Raw genomic sequence first — 20,031 nt, 5'->3', positions numbered from 1 at the left:
CAGGCATGAAACGCATCGTTTATCGTGAGTGGCGCATCCCGCCAGGCCGCTACTGGGGCATTCTGGGGATACTGGCGGTAGTGATCGGGTTGGGGGGACTCTCCGCGCTCTATCTGGAGCACCAGGGTCACTGGGTCACGGGGATGAACAATTTCGTAGTGTGGGGGGTACCCCATGTCTTTGCCGTATTCCTGATCATCGCCGCCTCCGGGGCGGTCAACGTTGCGTCCATCGCGACCGTTTTCGGCAAAGGTGCCTATCAGCCCCTGGGGCGTCTGTCCGGACTGCTCGCGGTGGCCCTGTTGATCGGCGGGCTCCTGGTCCTGGTGCTCGACCTGGGGCGTCCGGACCGTCTACTGGTGGCCCTCACACACTACAATCTGCGCTCCATCTTTGCCTGGAATATCTATCTCTATACGGGATTCATTGCGCTCGTCATTGCCTATCTATGGAGTATGGCCGACCGGATGGGTGCGCCATTCAAGAAACTGATCGGGCTGTTCGCCTTCGGCTGGCGGATCGCACTGACCACCGCCACCGGTTCCATCTTCGGTTTCCTGGTTGCTCGGCAGGCCTTCGACACGGCCTTCCTGGCGCCCATGTTTATCATCATGTCGCTCGCCTATGGGCTCGCCATCTTTGTCCTGGTGTTGCTCTTCAGCTTCCATGAGGAGTGTCGACCCGTGGGCGATAAGCTGCTGATGCGGCTCAAGCGTCTACTTGGGCTCTTTGTCGCGGCGATGTTGTACTTCACCCTCGTCTACTTCCTGACCAAGGCCTATGGCGCCAAGACTCATGGCCTGGTGGATTGGGTCCTCTTCGACGGCGGTCGCTATTCCGCCCTGTTCTGGATCGGCTGGGTCCTGATCGGCGCACTGGTCCCGTTGGGAATCATTCATCACCCGGTGCTAGGGCAGGACCGCAACTGGATCGTGGCCGCCTGCATACTGGTGGTGTTGGGTGGTTTGGCAACCCTGTATGTGTTAGTCATTGGCAGCCAGGCCTACCCACTCCAGATGTTTCCTGGCCATATCATCCTGGAATCAGGATTCTTCGATGGCGTCAAGAGCGAAACCGCGACCTATCGTCCGACTATCCCGGAGTTCCTGCTCGGCCTCGGAGGCGTGGCAGTGGCCCTAATCATCACGGCGGTGGGCGTGCGGGTACTCCAGTTTTTACCCGAGTCACTGGCCGATGCCGCACTGCCTGCGGACGCCGTTTACCTGCCAACTGCGTCTGATCGGGAGTGAGGGAGGCAGGTGAAGTTTAGGGCTTTGCCAGGGGGGACGGGGTCTCACAATGTGCGGAACGCTTATGGAAAGCGTTTCATAATCGAGCCACTGATTGTCAGTCCCCAGTCCCGGATTGCCCCTGAGCGAAAAACGCATTAGCGATGGCGTACTGACGTTCGGCTTCGGTCTCTGCCGACACGTCAGCGGACTCCATCAGCGCACAATTGCTTGCCATGCGTGCCTGCACCGCGGCCCGCCAGGCGGGGTTCTGCCGTTCGGCCTTGATCCCTGCCCGTGTCGCCTCGGGCATCAGGGCCGCGGCGGCGGCGGCAGCGACAAAGTGGTCGGCCTGTGCCAACCAATCGGTGTCTCTCCCACACTGAGTATAGGTCTTGGTGGTATGGCCCTTGGCGGCCTTGAAGGCATCTTCGAGTTCCCCCGCGCCAGCGCCGTCGCGCAGTGCCGTCTCAATGGCCCGGTTGACACGCTCATGGCTTGAGAGATAAGCGACGCTCTGGGCGAAGCGTGCGCCGAGCCGCCGTTGTTGCTCCGCAGTGAGCACTTGGAGGGCATCGCGGAGTTCGTGATCGTTCTGAATCTTGGTCATCAGATGGGGCTCCTGGAGCCTGCTGGTCACAGATCGGGCACTGGGCGTCGGGGAACTCACCCTAGGTCCTCATCAAGAATATCAGCAAAGGCCAATGCATGCAGCAATGACCCGTTGGCACGATCCCGGTGTCATTGACCGGAACAATGATCGCGGCACGAGCCCTGCGAGCGGGGCCTGGCAACCTCAATACCCACCCTTTCGTAGAACCTCGGGCAATCCGGCAATCTTTGTGCCCTGTTTGGTCGGAGCCAATGGGAAGAGGGTGTAGAGATCCTTGCTGGTCGGCTTCGTGCCCCACTGCGTGCCTATGTCCTTCAGCACAGCACGTTCCATAGGCTGGTGCTGGTTGTTGTTGAGATACTGGTCGCGCAGGTAGTGGATCAGGTCCCAGTGCTTATCCGTGAGTGTGATTCCCTCGATCTCGGCGAGCCGACGCGCCACGTCTTCGTCCCAGTCCAGATAGTTGACCAGGTAGCCGTGGTCGGTGGTCTCGATGGTCCTGCCATTGATCTCGATGGTCATGTTAGTGCTCCTCTCGTCCGGAAGTTCGGGTTACCACGCCGTGCAGGATTGCACGCATAAATCAGAAACTGGGAATTTTATGATATTTTGGTCGATTCGTCACGGCCTGATGGCTACAGCAGCGGGTGTGGGGTCTGACAATCATCGGCCTAATTATGGAAAGCATTCCATAACCTATATTATCGCCTGGCAGGCGCAACGATACGGCAGTGCGTCGCGCCGCCACAACTCTAAATCAGCGGAAAGGTAATGACATAACCACAATAGCGAAGAAGTATGCAGTTCATCACAAGATGCATATATCTTATAGTTACATATAGTATTTGAATTGGGGAAGTGGATCAAGGTTACGCGGAACCTCTTTCATGATTTCCCCAACGAGTTCGGAGAAGCGAAGTGTAATTGGAAGCAACCCCCCGAAATTCGCTGAATTCCAATTCATTTTTGTCAGAATCATTAGTTCTTGCAAGATGCTCCTGCTTGAGCTGTCGCCGATATGATCTGTAAGTTTAAGCGGCAGCGGAACGTGTCCGTGCGGGAACGCTTGCAGCGAGCTGATATATCCTGTGGTATAGAGTAGGTGCATCTCGCCAAGCGATATATAGCTGCCACGAAGAATTGGATATCTGGCATCTCGAAGGAGGCGAACATCCTCTGTTGGGCGAACAGCAACTAGATCAAACTGATTGATATCTCTTAGCGCATTCATAAGCCCAACGCGCTCTTCCGGCCAATACTCGGTCGTCTTATGAATAACGACTCGACGCGGCGCTTGCTTGAGTTCGTCGCGGTAGCGCTTAAGAACCATCGACACAAGCTCTTCGGCGAGATCAGAAGGCATATGTGGCGAATTTCCGTGTTTGCTAACGTCCCATACGAAGTCCTGTCCTCGTAGAACTAACCCATTGCCTTCTTCGTCGAATGCCTGAGCAAGGCCCGTGAAATAGCAAGAGTTCTTTGACCCAGGCACGCGATGGAAGCTTATACCAACAAAGCACGTGCCAACGGTTAGTCCGGACGGCATCCAAGGCACACCCCCGGACTTGTAGTACAGGCCAGTGAAGAAATTCCAAGCGCATTTCGATTTGTGATCAACATCCTTGCTATAGGGTGTTGCTTCGCTTGTCCTTTGTAAGAGGATTTGTGTTGGCAAGCGGTGCTTCATTGCAACCGCTTTGATAGCTCTTCGAAGATCTCGATGGACGTCTCCTAACTGCTTATCGAAATAATCGACCTTCCCGTGAGTCTTGACCAAATCCCGGGGTAACGCGAGTACGACGTACTCTGGTGGCCGATCTCGTTGCGCGAGCAAGCGCAGCTTATCGCTCAATAAATCGACGGCCTGTTCAAATCTCTCCCTCTTGCTTCTGGGTTTCCGAAGGTCTTCCAACTCTCTGAATGTCAATTTCTCTATGGATTCGTCCTGATAGGATAATTCACTGAAGAATCCGCGATCTGCTTTGAATCCGGGGAAGCGGTAATTATTTCCGTCTCCAAGAACGCCTTCCGAAGCCATTTCCAGCCAGCTACGAGCTGAATCTATGCTCTCACCCGTGCCAATAAAACCTACGCGAACTGTCTCAGGGTGTCGCTTTCCCATATCTAGTGATCGCGGTCCAAAAAGTGTGATTCCTCTCTTTGGGCATAGGTGTAACCGATCGCAAGCGAATTCTAACGATGGCTCATCGAATAACTCGCATCGTACAGGTACAGGATCGATCTTCACTTTACAGATCTCCATCCGTCTCTAGTTCATCAGTCTTTTCATAACAATCATCGAAGTCGTTAATTTCTCTAAGGTCCGCCAATGTGAAAAGATCATCCTCGTAGCTGGCTGTCATTCGATTCGCGTGATCGCCGATTACCTCTGGCCAGGTAATGCTCGCATTCATGAGGGTATTGTCAATGATCAAAGCCTGTTCGCCAAAAAGACAGGAAATCCGAGGTTTGCCTTGCGAGAGAAAGTCACGCCAGAATTGTACTTCTTGAAGCAGATCGAAGTTGTACATACGCGATTTGCGCTGCGTGCTCTTGCGGCCGGTCGCTTTACCGTCCAATAGCACAAATCCATCAATTGTGAACCGCCGCTCGGGCCGAATTGCTAATCCCCACCCTGATTGCCCTAGTTTTTGGAAGCGCAGACCGAGAGCCATGTGCTCCCAGTATCTCTTTGCTTCGCCGGTATTTCGGAAATGCGGATTCCAGGCAACGTTACGTTCGGCTCTGACCCCGGCGACTGACTGATAGGAGATGCGCTTGTCTGAGCCTGAATCGTCGGGTTCAAAGTAATAACGATGATGAATCTTGTCGAGCTTCAGACCTAAGCGACCGGTTATCTTGTTTAACGTCCGATTTAAGAGTTCGACATACCAACGCGCTGTTTCAGGTTTGGCCAACCAATCCTCTAGGCGGTGCCGTTTCGCTGACGCGGGGTTTACGATGTTAACAAAAGGTGATTCGCAGTGCTGCATGTTGTTGAACGCATATAACTTCCCTCCTCTAATAATGAACGGAACATATACGCGTGAATCTTTGGGCCACGTTATCAGAGGCCGCACTGCATTTTCAGTAAGGGTGCATTCTCCGGAAAAAATAAGGTGCGGCAGCGATGTAACCGGCATTATTGTAGAAAAGACGGTTTCAGTAACTGTCTGTACTGGCATTGATAGTTCGTCGAACTGATGTTCCCGAGAAAGACGAGTGCGAACCCAGTCCTCGTGATCTATCTTAAATTGAACAAGGCGCTCAAGCGGGTAGGTATAAGGTTGCTGATCAACCAGTTCATGGTGTTCATGACACAATAAGATCAGATTGCCGTAGCCATCAATGCTTCCACCTGGGGGATCGGCATCCCGCCGCGGTCCACCTGAGCTTTGCGCAACGATATGCGCGATTTCACCGACCAGCACTTCGCGGTCGTCTTTGGTTGCATCCCTGACAAGTAGTCGGCGACAGGCGGGAAACGCACACGTCGCACCCGCACGTCCCCAAAGAATTTGCCGCGTTCGCGCATCAATAGCCATTTATACTACAGTCCTGTATATCGTGAGCACTCGAAGCGATATGCATTATCCACCCCAGCCGTGATGTATGCAGACTGTGCCGCGGATGTTCCTAGCTCTCTGCGGTTATTCTGACTCAAACTCCCCCGTGCTGAACTTGAGTACCGCGCAGTTCTCCCGCACGGCTCGCTGGGTGGCATCGTCGAAGCCGTTCGGGTCCTCCGCCTGGATTTCAATCGAGACGGTGATCTTCGCGTTCGGCTTGGTCAGGAAGGGCTGCAAGACCTCGTCGGCGATCTGGGCGAAGACGAGCTTGGCCTTGACCGGGTCCAGCTGGACCGTGCCGTAAAAGCGAGTCTTGGGGGGCGGCGGCTTGGGTCCCGGTGGGGGCGTAGGACCCGGACCGGGGCTGGGGCCTGGCCCGGGCGTCGGATCGGGGTCCGGGTCAGGCGATGGCCCAGGACCAAGCCCCGGCGGCAGCACGACCTGGCGCGCCTTGACCTCGCGGGCCGTCTCGCGCTGGATCAGGACCGCGCTGTTGTCGATCGGGGTCAGGGAGGATCGCCCAAAGATCAGGCCCAGGTAGTCGTCACCCTCCTTGTCGTTGGCATAGCCGAAGAAGTCCTCAGTCTCCGCGCCAATCCTGACCGCCTCCCCATACACCAGGCTCGATTGCAGACGCGGCAGGTAGAGGTAATGGCAACAGTCCTGCCAAACCTTGAGTGCCTTGACATCGGTTACCCCGTCCTTGAAGTACCAGGTATCGAGGATCGTCTTGAGGTGAATGGGGCTCCAGGCGTTGATCAGCCATCCATTATCGATGGCCAGCCGCTCGATCTCGGCAATCAGGACCGGCACCGTCGCGGACACCTGCACCGCGTCCCAGACGATCTTGGGATCGAGCCGACCGCGGCGTACTTCCTGAACCGGGGACATCAGCCAACGGTAGGTGTCGCGCACCGTGCGGTGCAGTGCCCGGTCGGAGTCGGCCTTCTGGTCCTTGGCCTGCTTTGCCTGGATCTGGTCGAGGTTCAGACGCGCATTCTCCACGTCCGCAACGATCGAGGACCAGGCGAGATAGGTACGGGCTTGATCCTTCAGCCGCTCCAGGGCATCAAAATCGGCGGCCAGAAAAAGCAACCGGTTCTGCTTCTGGCGCGGCTGCTCGCCGCGGCGGGTCAGGATCTCCGTTGCCGCCGTCTGGGCCAAGTTATCCGATCCTTTGCGGTAGGGCGCCGCGGGCGGCAGCACCACGAGGCGCATCCCGTACTCGTCCGGCACATCCTTCGATTCGGTAAAGACATGGAGCCCGTCAAAGCCATGTGCCTTGCCAAAGGCCCGTGCCACCCGGTCCCTCAGCATCGGCACCACATCGTCCTTTTCCGAAAAGCGCAGCCGGCGCGATTCCATCTCGCGGCGCAGGTTGGGCTTGGTGTCGAACCAATAGCGGTCCCGCTCCAGGTTCAGATAATTCAACTGGTCGCGTAGTCGGCGCAGGGCGTCATGGTAGTGGCCGATGGTCTGCCCGGGCTGGAGCACGCCGAGCAGGACATGGTCCAGGGGCAGGCCGGGGCCGCTGCGATCGGCCCCCGGGGCGCTGCCCAGGAAGATCGCTCGCGCGAGTCGCCGCGCCGCATGAATCTTGCCGAACAGGGGCTCTTTACTCTCGATGACGACCGGGCGGGAATGCTCGCCGTCGATGTCCTGATCGATCACCGGGTCCCAGCCCTGGGGCAGATAGTCCAGACACTTGTTGCGCACCTGGGCGTCATAGAGCGGCAAGGCGCCGGGCAGGATCATGGCGTCCGCGTTGCCGTCCTTCCACAACCGATGCACCACCTGGGCCAGCAGTTGCAGCACGCCGCGGGTGCGTTGGAAGTTGCCCAAGGTGGACCAGTCCTCATAGAGCCGGTCGAAGATCTCGGGGTGGATCGGGAAGGCCTGGCGCAGGCGTTCGACGTAGCGGGCCTCCTGGGTCTCGGGTGGCAGGGCATCGCGGTTGGACCGATACAGGTCGGCGAAGGCGCCGCAGGTGTCCTCCAGGCCAATGCTGTCGTCGATGCGCTCGAACAGGCGCCGCCGCACGATGCTGAAAGCCTCGTCCTTGCTCACCGGCTTCCAGATGGCGTGCACGCGGCCGAAATAGCCTTCCAACTCGCGCAGCACGACCTGGCCGCGTCCCTCGCCGGCATTGTGCGAATCCGGCAGGGAGGCCAGGAGGATGGCACCGGGTACCGACTTTATCCCTTCGGTCAACGCCTGCACGAAGGTCATGTTGGTCTCGAAGGTCCCGGCCGGGTAGTCGTGCCCCGCCTTAAACTGGCGGTAGAAGGCCACCAGTTCGTCCATCAGGATGACGCAGGGACTGCACGCCGTCAGCAGCGCGATGAGCGAGTCCTTGTCCGGCGAGGTGCCCGCCTCGTCCGCGGCGCGCAACAGCGCGTAGCCGTCCGCCCCGCCCAACTGCCAGGCGAGTTCACCCCAGAGCGTCCGGGTGAGGATGTCGTCGTGCGCCTTGGGGGTGGTCGGGGACAGGTTGATGCCGTCGATGACCGCCACCCGCGCCTTCGGCAGGCTCGCAACCCCGGCCGCATCCAGGATGGGCGGGACCCCCGCCAGCTCGCTCGCCGGGTGCTCGCAGCGCGCCAGGTGATAGACCGCCAGCAGCGTATGGGTCTTGCCCCCGCCGAAGGCCGTCTGGAGTTGGATCACCGGGTCGCCGGCCTGGCCGGACAGGCGCCGCATGACCTTATCCAGCAAGAGCGTCATACCTTCAGTGATGAAGGTGCGGGCGAAGAACTGGCGTGCGTCCTGGTACTCGGGCGGTGCCGTGCCGCGCTGGACGGCGGAGATGTCCGCGGCGAACTCCGATTGCTGGAAGGTGCCCTTCAGTACGTCCTGATGGGGGATAGCGATGTCGCGCCAGGGTTTCATCGTGTCACTACTCCGTGATTCCAGTCACAGACCAAGGGGTTTGATTATTGAGAATCTGCATGCCACCGGCAAGCGCGTGGGGGTCAACTGCGCGTAACGTTTGCTTGAGCTTTTGGCGGAATGTCGCCGGCTCGGCGACATAGGGTTTCAACGCACTGGGTTTGGTCGACTGTTCCAGGTGTAGGACGATCCGTACCCGATATTGGCGCAACGCCCGCCGGGCAAATTCCTGATCCTCGCCACCGGCAATCGATGCCATGGCATGGATGCAGGCCAGCGAGTCCCGAATCTTCTCGGCGATTTCCTGGAACAGCTCGCTGGACTTCGTGCGCGGCTCGGCGCGGTAGTCCCTCACCTCAATGAGCCAAAGGTCTTCCACGTCGGGATGGAAAGCGACCAGGTCAACCGACTTTGAACCCTTGCCGTCCAGTGGCTTGGCAAAGGACTGGAAGCGTTTTCTGAAGAACGACGTTCCATCAAGCTTGCGAACCATCCAAGCGTCCGGGAAATCAAACCGCAGCGCACCCTCCTGATAGCTTTGCATGGCTGCCGATCACTCCAGTTCCATGTAGCGGTCCGATTGCTCCAAGTCCGCGTCCAGGGCAGCAATGGGATCAACGTCCTCCGGACGGTCTCCGCTGCTGACCTGTACCCCCTGGTCGCCCGGGGCCAACGCGATGAACCTGGTGGGCAGGCCCTTGAAGCGCTGGTCGCCCATCAGGATCTCGATTTCGCGCAGCACGAACAGGCTGTGAGTGGCGAGGATCACCTGAACACCGTTGGCAGCCAGTCCGACGATCCCCTCGACCATCGGACGCATCAGCTCGGGGTTGAGATTGGCTTCGGGTTCGTCCCAAAACAAGGTGCTATGTGGCTGGATCACATTCCTGCGAACCAGATACAAGAGTAAACCGAGCTTACGATAACCCTCTGCCATCAGTGATACGTCAGACAGCTTTCCGTCAGTTTGCCGCAAGCGTAGCTTGCCCTTTTCGAGCATCAGTTCACCGCCGACGATTTGCGACAAATACTCGATCATTTGCGATAGCAGATCGGAAGGCGTCATGCTCTCCGGAACGGTCATTGCAACGGCGAGGTCACGGTAAGTCTCATCCAGCGGAATCTTATAGGTCTCAAATAGTGCAATCAACCCATCAAAGAGGGAAACGAATTCCTTGCTGGGAATAAAAAGGGGGAGCGGCTGTGCGGTGAGCAGCGGATCGCCTTGCGGGAGACGCGTTGCGCGAAGCGCGACCTCTTCTCTATCTTCCTGTTTAAACGCCAGTTGCCAGCATAAATCTCTTTGCGTATCGGGAGACCATGGCAGAGAGCGTTCAACTGCATCATCGATCGCTATTGCCTTCTCACGACTGGTGACTTCCGCAGTGATCGCAGTTTGGCCTGTCGTCCCTTGGCGGAGAAGATTCTCAAGCCGTTCCGGTCGGAACAGCCCCATCAGTCTGTCTTCAAAATAGCCTTCGGCTCGCCGCTCCAGCAATGGTAGCCGCTTGTTGGCGAAATCAGGCCAAGCACGGGTGAACAAATAGCCCAGCTTCAACAGATGTGTCTTGCCGGTTCCATTGGCGCCAACGACAACATTCAAGCCAGGCGAGAATGTGAAGCTGGCATCAGCAAAGGCCGTGAAATTGGTAATGTCCAGTTGCTTAAGCATGATTCCTCCTCACAGGTCTAGGTTGCCCTGGGAGTCGATATGACCGGTCTCGTGGGAGGCCGTGACGATGCCGTGCCAGGCGGCGATCAGCTCGTTGTAGGCGCGGGCATCGTCCGCCCACTTCTTGCGTTCGCAGAGGGTATAGAGGTGATAGGCGAGTTGGCGAATTTGGTCGCCGCGCTCGGGCATGCGGGCGAGCAGTGCACCGGCGGCGGATTCGCCCTGTTGGTTGAGGGCGCGGATGACCTGGTGGATCGCCTCCCAGACCGGGGTGCGGTTGTCCTGGGTGGGGTCCCAGTCGCGGGGGTACTCGTCCCAACGCAGCAGGCGAACATTACCGCCGCCGGACTCTACCACACCGCTGTGGGCCACCCCGTCCACCGAGGTGCCCTTGGCGCGGGCCAGGGTGTCCGCGTCGCCGAACTTGCCGGTAGCCCAACCCAACTGATCGAACCAGGCAGAGCAGAAGAGGGTGTCGGCATCAAAACCGGCGCCGTTGGGGTTCAGAAAGTCCTCGATTGCCTTGTTGATCATGACCAAGGCGTTGTGAACGGGCATGGGCGAGCCGTCCGCCTCCAGCACGGCGGCGTATTTGGAGTAGATCGCCATGCCTGGACCGATGGCAGCTTGGGCGAGGTCGACAGGGGCGATGGGAGAGGCGCCCAGTTTGCCGCCGATCATGGTCTCCAGGGCCTCCGGCATCTCATCGCGGAGTTCGCGTTGGAAGTCGCGGCGGGAGATGGACGGAGCATCGGGGTCGCGTTTGCGGCAGACGAGAACAATGCTAGACGCCAAAGCGTTTGTAACCATTCCAATAAGACGGCTTGAGCTTTCCGTGCGGATCGGCCAAGTGCCATTAACAGCCAAGCCGGCAGTTCTTACCGCGTCTAGAAATGTCTCCCAACCAGTGCTTGCAGTGCCCGTATCGTTTGATGTCTCTGATTGTTTGAACGCATAGTAGATGGTAATTGGAAAAGCTGGGTGGGTCTGTTCTGCCAAGCGAGACATAGCTTGGGTCATCCCGCTCAAGAAGAACGCCTCTGCCTTCTCTTTGCTGCCGTGGCGGTAGAGTGTCGCTACCAACTCCTCAGCCTTGGGTACCACAAGTGTGGCGAAGAGATCGGGGAAAATAGACTTGAGTGAGCGGCGCAACCACACATAGAAAAAATCTGAAAGATCGGCGTAACCGATATTGTCGTAATACGGTGGGTCCGTAGATACAATTTTATCAAAGCTAACGCTTTGGCAGGAAGCGTCTTCTTGGTCCGAGAACCCCGCGCCGGATTGCGGGCCGTTGCGGAGAGTCTTAAACGTTCCATCAATAATTCCGAGGAAGTCACCACCAGCTCCTGCGAACGGATTCAGATCTGCGTAATCCCAAACCATTGGGAAAGCTTGCCTGCCAAAAGCGGGGGCTGACTTATCTTCACCCGGGCGCCAACGCGCCTGCGTCACAAGGAAAACAGTTTCCTTACTGACAGCCATACTCAAATATACACCAATCGCCTCCGCGTACGCCTTTGCGCCGCTGCCGCCACAACGCAATTGCATCGCTTCATTTTGGGGATTTGGGGGCTCATCTGCAAAGGGACTAGGTGTTAGCGCTTTCAGGTAGTCGTGCTCAATCCTGTCGAGAGCTTCGGTCACAAGATCTGAGAATGTTATCAGTGCCACGAGTTGGCGAGGACTGAAAAGGTGCCCCCATGTTGACAAACCATAGGCGGAACAAACACCGCCGGTAATCATTGCTCGCGTCGGAGTCGCGCTTGACAGGAAAGTGTTTCTCGCCTCGTCGACCATGCTGAAATCGGCTGCGCTCTGAGCAATACGTTCGTGAGCGTCAGTCGGTGAAATGTATACGCGTCCGCGATCCCCTTCTGCTACGATTGCCATTAGGCGGTCACCGAGACGACCGGCTTTGCCCTCGTCGCGGATGTATACCCTTGATACAGGAACGCCACTTAATAGGCAGAGAAAATCTTGAGCCTTGCCTGCTCGTGTCCCGTTTTTTCTCGTAGCAGCATTCTTGGGTTCCCCTAATCTCACTGTGAAGCGGTAGCGATCATTCTCGATTACGGGCTCGACATATGCCTCTTTGCTCTTCTTTGTTGAGAGCAGAAAACTGGATACCAATGGCACATCCACATGGGCAAACGCGGGATTCGGACTCTTCACCGTCCGCGCCCAGATCCACGCAATCACCGTGAGCTTCTTTCCCACATAGGACTTGAGATCCGGCCGCGGATTACTCGGATCATTCGCCATCTCTGCGGTGACTTCAACCGGGGGATACAGATGCCCGATCCGCTTAAACGCCTCCTCCCGCATCCAGTGCCCATAGCGCCTGACATCCTCTGCAAGCCCAGTCGCGCCGGGCCAGTCTTCACGATCCAGCTTGTATTGCAGCGGACCTTCCGGGATCGGCCCTACCGGCGCCCGCCCGGCAAATCGGGGCGGGATTTCGATCATGGCCTTGTTGATCAGTACCGCCACCGGGTTCAGGTCTGAGGCATGGGCCTCCAGCCCCAGCCGCTGGGCCTCCAGCGGGATAGAGCCGCCGCCGGCGAAGGGGTCATGGAAGGCGGGGAGCTTCTCGGGGTCAAAGCCAGGCTTACCCTTGTTCAGCTCGCAGGTCTCACGCCAGGAGGCACGGATAGCCGCGCGGGCGCGCTCCAGTACCGTCTCGTTGTTGGTGTTCTCCCACTTCACCAGATCCCGGATGATGTCGAACAGCCGCTCCCGTTCCTCATCCGCTTGCGCCTTGGTCTTGCCCGTGTACCAGCCCCGCTCCCCGCCCGGGTCGTTGACCAGTTGGGCAAACAGTACCGCCCGCGCCGCGGCCAGGGGCCGGCGCGCCCACCACAGGTGCAGGGTGCTCGGGTGCCCGTGGCGGATGGATTTCTCTCGCGCCGAGGCGACGTTGATGTCGTCCAGTGGCAGGGCGACTTCGATGAGCTTCTTGGGGGCTTTGATGTTCTGGCTCATGGGTCAGTCCTTGAGGTCGAGCAGTTGAATGAGCGCCGCGCGCACGGCCCTGGCGTCGGTCGGGCCGAGTCGGCCGAGCCGTCCGCGGATGAGCGCGTGGTCGAGGGTGAAGAGTTTCATGCGCACCAGGGAGGGTGTCGGCAACCCTGCTGCGGTGAGATCCTGAATCGGCACGTCCAGCGGCCAGGCGCTGTGCTTGGCCGAGGTGATCATGGCCAGCACGCTGTGACCGGCGGGTGAACCGAAGGCGGCGGCGCACGACAGGATCAGGGCTGGCCGGACCTTGGTGGCGTCGCGATCGGTGAAGGGGAAGGGCACCCGTACGACCGCCCCGGGCCCATCGGTGTGCTCATCGGTGGGTTCAAAGGTCACGGTAGGCGGCCTCGTCTTCCGCCGAGGCCCATTCGCTCAAGGTGCCTTCCACCGCCTTGAGATAGTCCAGATCCAAGGGGCGGACGCGCCGCACCGTGACCTTGCCGTCGGCGGTGAGATCCCAGGCCAGCAAGTCCCCCGGACCGGCCTGGAGCGCCTTGCGGACCTCCTGGGGGATGGTGGTCTGGCCTTTGCTGGTGATCTTGGCGAGTGCGGTCATGGTTGAAACCTGGAAGGACGCATTACGTCCTTACATTCTAGCGCGAACGCGGGTCGGGCAGGCAGGCGATCCGGGCACGCATTGGGCAGGCCCTGGGACCGGTTACAGCAACGGAATGGGCGACACGGCGCCCGCGAGCAGGTCGGCGAGTCTGTAGTTGATGCTGGCCACCCCGAAATCCGGTTCCTGCCGAAAGGGATTGCGGATGTAGTGCGGCCCCTCGTACGCGTCCCCATCCACGATCACGATGGCGAGGATGAACTTGTCCGCCTGGTTGAGCCCGTAGAGGATCTCGTTGCGGCTGATGGTGACGGTGTCGGCGCCCTTGATCCGGCCCTTGACCTCAATGTGGCGGTCTACGGGTAGCTTGCCGTCCTGGAGGGGCGGGCGGGCCGTCAGGTCCCAGCCGCATTTCTCGGCGGAGACGTCAAAGACGGTGTGTCCCAGGGCGCGTTCGGCGTCGATCACGGCTTGCATGGCGATGCGTTCGATTCGGGCGCGGGCGGCGGCATCTACGGCTTGAACGGCCGCGCTGCCGGACTGCTGGCGCTGATCCAACAGGCCCTGGGGGATGACCAGTGCCCCGCCGATGACCACCGGGGTGGCGGAGACCACATGCCGCTGGTCGGCCAGCTCCCGTTTGCGTTGCTCCAGGCGTGCGGTCAGTTCCTCAACCCGGCGGCGGGCCATCTCAGGCTGAACCTGGGGTTGCTTGCCGGCGGCCACGTCGTCGGTGAGCTTGATGTAGCGGTCCGACCAGTAGCTGATTTCTTTGATCAGGCGTTCGTTGACGGCCCCGAGGATCTTGTCTACCTGGCGCTCGCGGCGCTCCCGCACCTCTTGGTAATGCTCCGGCACCAGGCGGGCGATGGCATGGGCCAGGGCGGTCTGTTCCAGGCCACCCTGGTCCGGATTGGTGATCCAGGGGGCGGTCAGGATGTCCTGCACGCCCGCACGGTCGGCGTCGGCCAGCGGCACCAGGTCGAGGTGGGGGGCCCAGCCGGCGAAGGCGGCGGTGCCGTCCGGGGCGATGGAGACGAACTGAAGGCGGCGCGAGACGGTGCGCGGCGGGTCGCCCGCGGCCTCGCGCACCGTGTGCTCGATCATGAAGAGGACCCGCGGCACGGTGCCCTCGTCGCTGGGGTCGAGCAGGACGGCGCCCTGCTTGAGCTTGCCGCGATGGGACTCGAGCACCAGGTCGGTAACGGCGTGCATCAGTGGATGGGCGGGATGGACCAGGCTGGCCATCGGCTTGCCGTCGACGCGGATGCGCTCCTTCTCGAAGCAGATGCGCTCGTAACCCTTGAGCACCGGGGTGCGGGTCTCGCCGATCACGCGGTCACGGGTGCGGATGACGGCGGGGACGTGACGGATCTCGAATCGGCCGGGCTCGCGCGGGCGCAGTTCGCCGCCCAGGGCCTGGAAGGCTTCGCTGAAGAAAGCGCGAATGAAGTAGGGCTGAAGCTTGCGGGCCTCGGCCTTGTCCATCTCCTCTTTGATGGCGTAGAGGTCTTCCATGCGCATGGTCTGCTCGACCAGTGCGTTGCGCCCGATGATGGCGCGCAGGTGGTCGGTGTCTAAGGCCCCTTCGATGACCTGGTTCAGCCGGGCCTTGGTTTCGGGGCTCTCGCCGTAGCGGATGGCCTCGATCAGCAGGTCGCGCAGCGACAGGTTGTCGAAGGCCTCGCCCAGGATGTCGAAGACGCGCCCACCGAGTGCGGCGCGCTCTACCTCCAGCTTGTCGAACAGTTTCTGGAAGACATCGCCCTCGCGGGTCTGGTTGGCGACCATGTTCCACAGGTGGCACACCTCGGTCTGGCCGATGCGGTGGATGCGCCCGAAGCGTTGCTCCAGGCGGTTGGGGTTCCACGGCAGGTCGTAGTTGACCATGAGGTTGGCGTTCTGGAGATTGACGCCTTCACCCGCGGCATCGGTGGCCACCAGGACCAGCACGGCGGGGTCGAAACGGAACGCCTCCTGGGTCTTGCGGCGGTCGTCGCGGTTGATGCCGCCGTGGATGGCGACGACGGCCTCGGGGCTACCCAGCAGCCCTTGGATGCGTTCCTGAAGGTAGTTGAGCGTGTCGCGGTGTTCGGTGAAAAGGATGAGCTTGCGGCGGGTCCCGGCCGCGGTACACATCAGGGAGTGGTCTTGCAGTAGACGGGAGAGCTCATCCCACTTGCGATCCTGGCCGGAGTGGACCACGCCCTTGGCCTGGGCTTCGAGCCAGGTGAGGGTGCCGATCTCAATCTTCAGTTCGTCGATGGTGCGCGCGGTGGTGGCCTGGTCGAGCACGTCCTCGGCCCAGGCCTCGTACTCGCCGCCGGTCAGTTCGTCGTCGGCATCCAGGATGTCCTCGGGCACGTCCTTGGCGTTATAGGTCCCCAGGGTCTCGGCGACGTGGTTGCCGTGTTGGTTGAGCTGCTCCTCACGCAGGCGCGATTCGAGCTTCTGGCGACGGCGTTTGAGTGATTGATAGATGGCCTCGGGGCTGGAGGCGAGCCGGCGCTGCAGCAGGGTGAGCGCGAAGCCGACGGTGTTCTTGCGCTTGCCGTCCAGATTGTCCGCGCGGTTCATCTCGTTGCGGACATAGTCGGTGACGGCCGTGTAAAGGGCGTCTTCCAGTCCCGAGAGGGTGTAGTTGACCGTGTAGGCGCAGCGCTCGGGGAACAGCGGGGTACCGTCGAACTTGAGCAGATCTTCCTTGACCATGCGCCGCATCATGTCGGACACGTCCACCTGGTGGGCACCCTCGCGGAACTTGCCATAGAAGCGGTCGGCGTCCAGCAGGGACAGCCAGACCTGGAAGTCCGCTTCCTTGCCGTTGTGCGGGGTGGCGGTCATCAGGAGGTAATGGCGGCAGATCCCACCGAGCAGTTCGCCCAGCAGGAACCGCTTGGTCTTGTTGACCTTGTTGCCGAAATAGTTGGCTGAGAGCTTGTGCGCTTCGTCCACCACGATCAGGTCCCACTCGCTGTGCTTGAGCTTGGTTTGAAGCTCCTCGCTGCGGGACAGTTGGTCCAGGCGGGCGATCAGCAGGTCGTTTTCCTCGAAGGCGTTGACGCGGGCGGCCTGGTCCATCTCGCGGGTGAAGATGGCGAACTCCACGCCGAACTTCTCACACAGCTCGTCCTGCCACTGCTCGGAGAGGCTGCCGGGGGCGACGATCAGCACGCGCCGGGCGTCGGCGCGCATCAGCAGCTCGCGGATGAAGAGTCCGGCCATGATGGTCTTGCCGGCGCCGGGGTCGTCCGCGAGCACATAGCGCAGGGGTTGGCGCGGGAGCATGGACTCGTAGACCGCTGTGATCTGGTGCGGCAGGGGCTCCACGTTGGACGTGTGCACCGCCATCATGGGGTCGAAAAGGTGGGCGAGGCGGATGCGCCAGGCTTCCAGGCCCAGTTTGAAGCCGGCGGCCGGGGCATCGAAGGCCCACGCACGGCCCGACTGGGCGAGGCTGAGGCGGGCTTCGTCGCTGCGGAACAGCATCTGCTCGCTGAGGCGCCCGTCTGCTGCCTTGTAATAGACGGTCAGCGCGTCCGTGCCGACCGGCTCGCAGGTGATGACACGCACGATGCCGTTGGGGTCCAGGCCCGCCAGTTGGGCGTCCTTCTTGATGTCTTCGAGCTTCAGCACGACGGCGTCCCTAACGCGTTATTAACCTGCAAATAGATGGCGATGGAGCGACTAGGTGCAGCGCAGTTCGCGGCGCCTGTTTTGCCCAAGTGCTGAACATACACGAAAATGGCGACTGCGTGCGACGACACACCCACCGGCGGCAGGGCCAGGCCGGTTTTCGACCTGCCTGCGCCGTCTGGGACGACGATCCTTGCTCGGAGAACGCGGGGATCGACCGCAGCCCGCGGCCCTGGCGGTGACGGTCCCGCCAGTGGTTCCCGAGCAAACCTGGTTCATGCCGTTTCTCCAAAATCGCTGTGGTCGCCGCGGTGGATAAGGTGTGACCAAGGGCCTATTCGAGGTGCCCGGACAGCCCGTTACCCGGGCCGGACAACGATTGACCGGGCGCACCCCCACTTTGGCCGGCCCGCGATCCCATGACCGACGCCGCAATACCACTGAACCAAGCGATCGGGGATGTCAGGCGATGTTGCGTTTGGTGTGAACATGGGTCGGGCCATCAAGGAAGCGGTAACCGCCAGGATGTCCTGGAGCCAGGGACCTGGCCGCGCGGTTCAACCTGGCCCCCATCCACCCTGCTGAACGCCCTCCGGAAAAACTCGCATACCTCGGGCTGCGCCAGGTGCCTCGATATCAGCCAGGGCCGGTGGCCCCGGGCTCGGACCGTACTTGCTGGAGCGATCCAATGTCTCCGGTTATAGTTGCTGGTTATCTTGATCCTGCGACAGAAACCTGCGACGCGCCAAGGCCAAACAATTTGGGTCACGCTTGTCATTTTCAGAAGTCGTCTGCACTAAATATCAGCAGTCGCCTGCACTACCTACTATGAAACAAGGAATCCCGGGGCCGGAACCTGGCAAGTCGCGCAACAAAGCCTCGACTGTACAACTGGATAGCCTTTTAGGGGCCGACTTGGCGATCAATGTGGTTTCTGGCCCCATGATAAACCCGAATCTTGGTGCAGGGGACTTCTGAGCAGAAAGGCGGATCGTGCAGACCACTCCTGAGCAAAAAGGAGGATGGTGCAGGCGGCTTCTGATCAGCGCGTGTCAGAAGTCCCCTGCACAACGGCCCTTGAGCCCAGCAAACTGGTGCAGACGACTTCTGAAAATGACAGGCAACATTGGGGAAGGCTAGTCTTTCGGGTCTCCCGGTGGGTGTCGCGTAACTTAGGAGTTGTGCGACGGCCCGGCATGACGGTCAGTAGGCCCTGGAAGCCGAGGACCTGGCTGCGAGGTTCTGAAGCGACATCACCGCCCACCCTGGATTTTGCTCAAGGCCCGGCAGAAGAGCTCGCCGACCGCGGGTGGCTCTCGGGTCTGGTTCGCCATGGCCGCGGCCTTCTCTAAGGTCTCGCAGGTCTTGAAGTAATCGGTGATTCCGGTCGTCCGGAAGCCGTGGTTACGGGCCTTGCTCGATCCCTGCTGGGGCACGCGTCGGCGAATCATCACGTTGACGTCGGTTCACCTGGCATTCTTATGGAGTGGGCGCTGTACGCAGGGCTGGTCAGCCGGTGGCTGGGAATCGATTTGCAGGGAGGAGAGAGGTCCGAACTGAGGTAACGCCTCGGTGGGCTCCTGGGTTGATGCTGCGTTAATGGGCGATCTGCCCGAATTTTCCACTGTTGAAATCGTGTATCGCCTGCATGATTTCCTCGCTGCTGTTCATGACGAAGGGACCGTGGCCGACGATGGGCTCGTTGAGCGGTGCACCGGAGAGCAGCAGGACGACAGTGTCCTCTTCGATCTCGACGGCCAGTTCAGTTTCCTCGCGATCCAGTACGGCCAGTTCCGCATCGCGGACGGTGTCCGAACCGATGTGCAGCGCGCCATGCAGCACGAACAGCGCGACGGTGTGGCCCTCGGGCAGTTCGAGCGACAGCGAGCGGCCTGCCTTCAGGCGCAAATCCCAGACGTTCATTGGCGTGAAGGTCCGCGCCGCGCCTGTTGCGCTCTCATACTCACCGGCGATGATCCGGGCCGTGCCGGCGCCGCGAGGCAACTCGACCGTCGGAATCTGCCCCGCGGTGATGCCCTGGTAGCCAGGGGCGGACATTTTGTCCCTGGCCGGCAGGTTGACCCAGAGCTGGACCATCTCGAAAGGTCCGCCGCGCTTGGCGTAGTCCTCGCTGTGGAACTCCTCGTGGATCAGCCCGGCAGCCGCCGTCATCCACTGCACGTCGCCGGCACTGATGGTGCCGCCACCGCCCGAGGAATCGCGATGGGAGACACCGCCTTCATAGACGATGGTGACGGTCTCGAAGCCGCGATGCGGATGCTGGCCGACGCCCAGTTTCTCCCGGGTCGGCGGGAAGTCGGCCGGACCGGCATAGTCCATCAGCAGGAAGGGTGAGAGTTCATCGGCCAAGTCATTGTAGGAAAAGATGCTCTGTACCGGGAAACCGTCGCCAACCCAGTGCCGGCCGTTGCTGCGCTTGATGAACGCCAGTCGTTTCATGATTGTCTCCTTTGCGTTCGCGTTTTAATGGAGGCAATTCAGGTAAGAGACAAATAGTGACGCGGCCCTGATCTTCACCGGGTCGACTCGACTTCACCAGTACGAGGACCTTGCTGCCGACGGCAAGCCCCATGTTCTTGATGGAGCGGTTGGCAGCCATTACCCCTAGCGGCTACAGTGGACAGTCACAGCACCACAGGCCCCTCCGCTTGGCCGCCATCGTCTCGATCACCGCTCCGATATTTCTCCTCATCGTCCTGGGATTCGGCGCCGTGCGCTCCGGCTGGGTCCCGCGTGAGGGGGCGCTGGCCATGGGCCGCTACGTGCTGAGCTTCGCCCTGCCCGCGCTGGTCTTCAACGCGCTGGCCAAGCGTCCGCTGGGGGAG

At 60.3% G+C, this 20,031-nt stretch carries 15 protein-coding genes; 2 read left to right on the top strand and 13 right to left on the bottom strand.

Annotated features, from left to right (window positions below; all coding sequences use genetic code 11):
- Window positions 1-5 precede the first annotated feature (5 nt).
- Entirely contained in the window at window positions 6-1,250 is a 1,245-nt protein-coding gene (gene nrfD, locus QZY44_RS08310; protein ID WP_295444895.1) for an NrfD/PsrC family molybdoenzyme membrane anchor subunit, read from the top strand.
- Window positions 1,251-1,347: 97 nt separating this feature from the next.
- Here nrfD and QZY44_RS08305 read toward each other — a convergent pair whose 3' ends face one another.
- From QZY44_RS08305 to QZY44_RS08245, 13 genes are all read right to left on the bottom strand, one after another.
- Window positions 1,348-1,839, bottom strand: coding sequence for a hypothetical protein (locus QZY44_RS08305; protein ID WP_295444893.1), 492 nt, complete (start codon window positions 1,837-1,839; stop codon window positions 1,348-1,350).
- Window positions 1,840-2,025: 186 nt separating this feature from the next.
- Entirely contained in the window at window positions 2,026-2,364 is a 339-nt protein-coding gene (locus tag QZY44_RS08300) for a TusE/DsrC/DsvC family sulfur relay protein (protein ID WP_295444891.1), read from the bottom strand.
- Between the two features lie 310 nt (window positions 2,365-2,674).
- The gene (locus tag QZY44_RS08295) at window positions 2,675-3,964 is read right to left on the bottom strand and encodes a hypothetical protein (protein ID WP_295444888.1); all 1,290 of its coding nucleotides are present in this window, start codon (window positions 3,962-3,964) and stop codon (window positions 2,675-2,677) included.
- A gap of 127 nt (window positions 3,965-4,091) precedes the next feature.
- On the bottom strand, window positions 4,092-5,387 hold the full coding sequence (locus tag QZY44_RS08290) for an HNH endonuclease (RefSeq protein WP_295444885.1): 1,296 nt from the start codon (window positions 5,385-5,387) through the stop codon (window positions 4,092-4,094).
- Window positions 5,388-5,492: 105 nt separating this feature from the next.
- Window positions 5,493-8,300, bottom strand: coding sequence for a DUF499 domain-containing protein (locus tag QZY44_RS08285; protein WP_295444882.1), 2,808 nt, complete (start codon window positions 8,298-8,300; stop codon window positions 5,493-5,495).
- Between the two features lie 7 nt (window positions 8,301-8,307).
- Window positions 8,308-8,844, bottom strand: a complete 537-nt coding sequence (locus QZY44_RS08280; protein WP_295444879.1) for a hypothetical protein — start codon at window positions 8,842-8,844, stop codon at window positions 8,308-8,310.
- Window positions 8,845-8,853: 9 nt separating this feature from the next.
- Window positions 8,854-9,972, bottom strand: coding sequence for an ATP-binding protein (locus QZY44_RS08275; protein WP_295444876.1), 1,119 nt, complete (start codon window positions 9,970-9,972; stop codon window positions 8,854-8,856).
- Window positions 9,973-9,981: 9 nt separating this feature from the next.
- Window positions 9,982-12,957, bottom strand: a complete 2,976-nt coding sequence (locus QZY44_RS08270) for a DUF1156 domain-containing protein (protein ID WP_295444873.1) — start codon at window positions 12,955-12,957, stop codon at window positions 9,982-9,984.
- 3 nt (window positions 12,958-12,960) lie between these two features.
- On the bottom strand, window positions 12,961-13,329 hold the full coding sequence (locus tag QZY44_RS08265) for a type II toxin-antitoxin system PemK/MazF family toxin (RefSeq protein WP_295444870.1): 369 nt from the start codon (window positions 13,327-13,329) through the stop codon (window positions 12,961-12,963).
- Entirely contained in the window at window positions 13,319-13,549 is a 231-nt protein-coding gene (locus QZY44_RS08260; RefSeq protein ID WP_295444867.1) for a type II toxin-antitoxin system PrlF family antitoxin, read from the bottom strand. The genes QZY44_RS08265 and QZY44_RS08260 overlap by 11 nt, the downstream gene beginning before the upstream one ends.
- Before the next feature lie 102 nt (window positions 13,550-13,651).
- The gene (locus QZY44_RS08255; RefSeq protein WP_295444864.1) at window positions 13,652-17,185 is read right to left on the bottom strand and encodes a helicase-related protein; all 3,534 of its coding nucleotides are present in this window, start codon (window positions 17,183-17,185) and stop codon (window positions 13,652-13,654) included.
- A 1,253-nt stretch (window positions 17,186-18,438) separates the two neighbouring features.
- Window positions 18,439-18,636, bottom strand: a complete 198-nt coding sequence (locus tag QZY44_RS08250) for a hypothetical protein (RefSeq protein ID WP_295444861.1) — start codon at window positions 18,634-18,636, stop codon at window positions 18,439-18,441.
- Between the two features lie 145 nt (window positions 18,637-18,781).
- Window positions 18,782-19,645, bottom strand: coding sequence for a pirin family protein (locus tag QZY44_RS08245; protein ID WP_295444858.1), 864 nt, complete (start codon window positions 19,643-19,645; stop codon window positions 18,782-18,784).
- A gap of 131 nt (window positions 19,646-19,776) precedes the next feature.
- On the opposite strand from QZY44_RS08245, the gene QZY44_RS08240 reads away from it, so the two are divergent.
- Window positions 19,777-20,031, top strand: a 255-nt coding sequence (locus tag QZY44_RS08240; RefSeq protein WP_365303691.1) for an AEC family transporter, incomplete at its 3' end; no start/stop codon positions are given.

It is taken from the genome of uncultured Thiodictyon sp. (genome assembly GCA_903837595.1).
Taxonomy (GTDB): Bacteria; Pseudomonadota; Gammaproteobacteria; order Chromatiales; family Chromatiaceae; genus Thiodictyon.
This window is presented reverse-complemented; position numbering and strand designations above follow the sequence as displayed.

Excerpts from the sequence above, each read along its gene's own strand:
- nrfD (WP_295444895.1), top strand. The coding sequence starts at position 6 with ATGAAACGCATCGTTTATCGTGAGTGGCGCATCCCGCCAGGCCGCTAC.
- QZY44_RS08305 (WP_295444893.1), bottom strand. The coding sequence starts at position 1,839 with ATGACCAAGATTCAGAACGATCACGAACTCCGCGATGCCCTCCAAGTG.
- QZY44_RS08300 (WP_295444891.1), bottom strand. The coding sequence starts at position 2,364 with ATGACCATCGAGATCAATGGCAGGACCATCGAGACCACCGACCACGGC.
- QZY44_RS08295 (WP_295444888.1), bottom strand. The coding sequence starts at position 3,964 with ATGGGAAAGCGACACCCTGAGACAGTTCGCGTAGGTTTTATTGGCACG.
- QZY44_RS08290 (WP_295444885.1), bottom strand. The coding sequence starts at position 5,387 with ATGGCTATTGATGCGCGAACGCGGCAAATTCTTTGGGGACGTGCGGGT.
- QZY44_RS08285 (WP_295444882.1), bottom strand. The coding sequence starts at position 8,300 with ATGAAACCCTGGCGCGACATCGCTATCCCCCATCAGGACGTACTGAAG.
- QZY44_RS08280 (WP_295444879.1), bottom strand. The coding sequence starts at position 8,844 with ATGCAAAGCTATCAGGAGGGTGCGCTGCGGTTTGATTTCCCGGACGCT.
- QZY44_RS08275 (WP_295444876.1), bottom strand. The coding sequence starts at position 9,972 with ATGCTTAAGCAACTGGACATTACCAATTTCACGGCCTTTGCTGATGCC.
- QZY44_RS08270 (WP_295444873.1), bottom strand. The coding sequence starts at position 12,957 with ATGAGCCAGAACATCAAAGCCCCCAAGAAGCTCATCGAAGTCGCCCTG.
- QZY44_RS08260 (WP_295444867.1), bottom strand. The coding sequence starts at position 13,549 with ATGACCGCACTCGCCAAGATCACCAGCAAAGGCCAGACCACCATCCCC.
- QZY44_RS08250 (WP_295444861.1), bottom strand. The coding sequence starts at position 18,636 with ATGATTCGCCGACGCGTGCCCCAGCAGGGATCGAGCAAGGCCCGTAAC.
- QZY44_RS08245 (WP_295444858.1), bottom strand. The coding sequence starts at position 19,645 with ATGAAACGACTGGCGTTCATCAAGCGCAGCAACGGCCGGCACTGGGTT.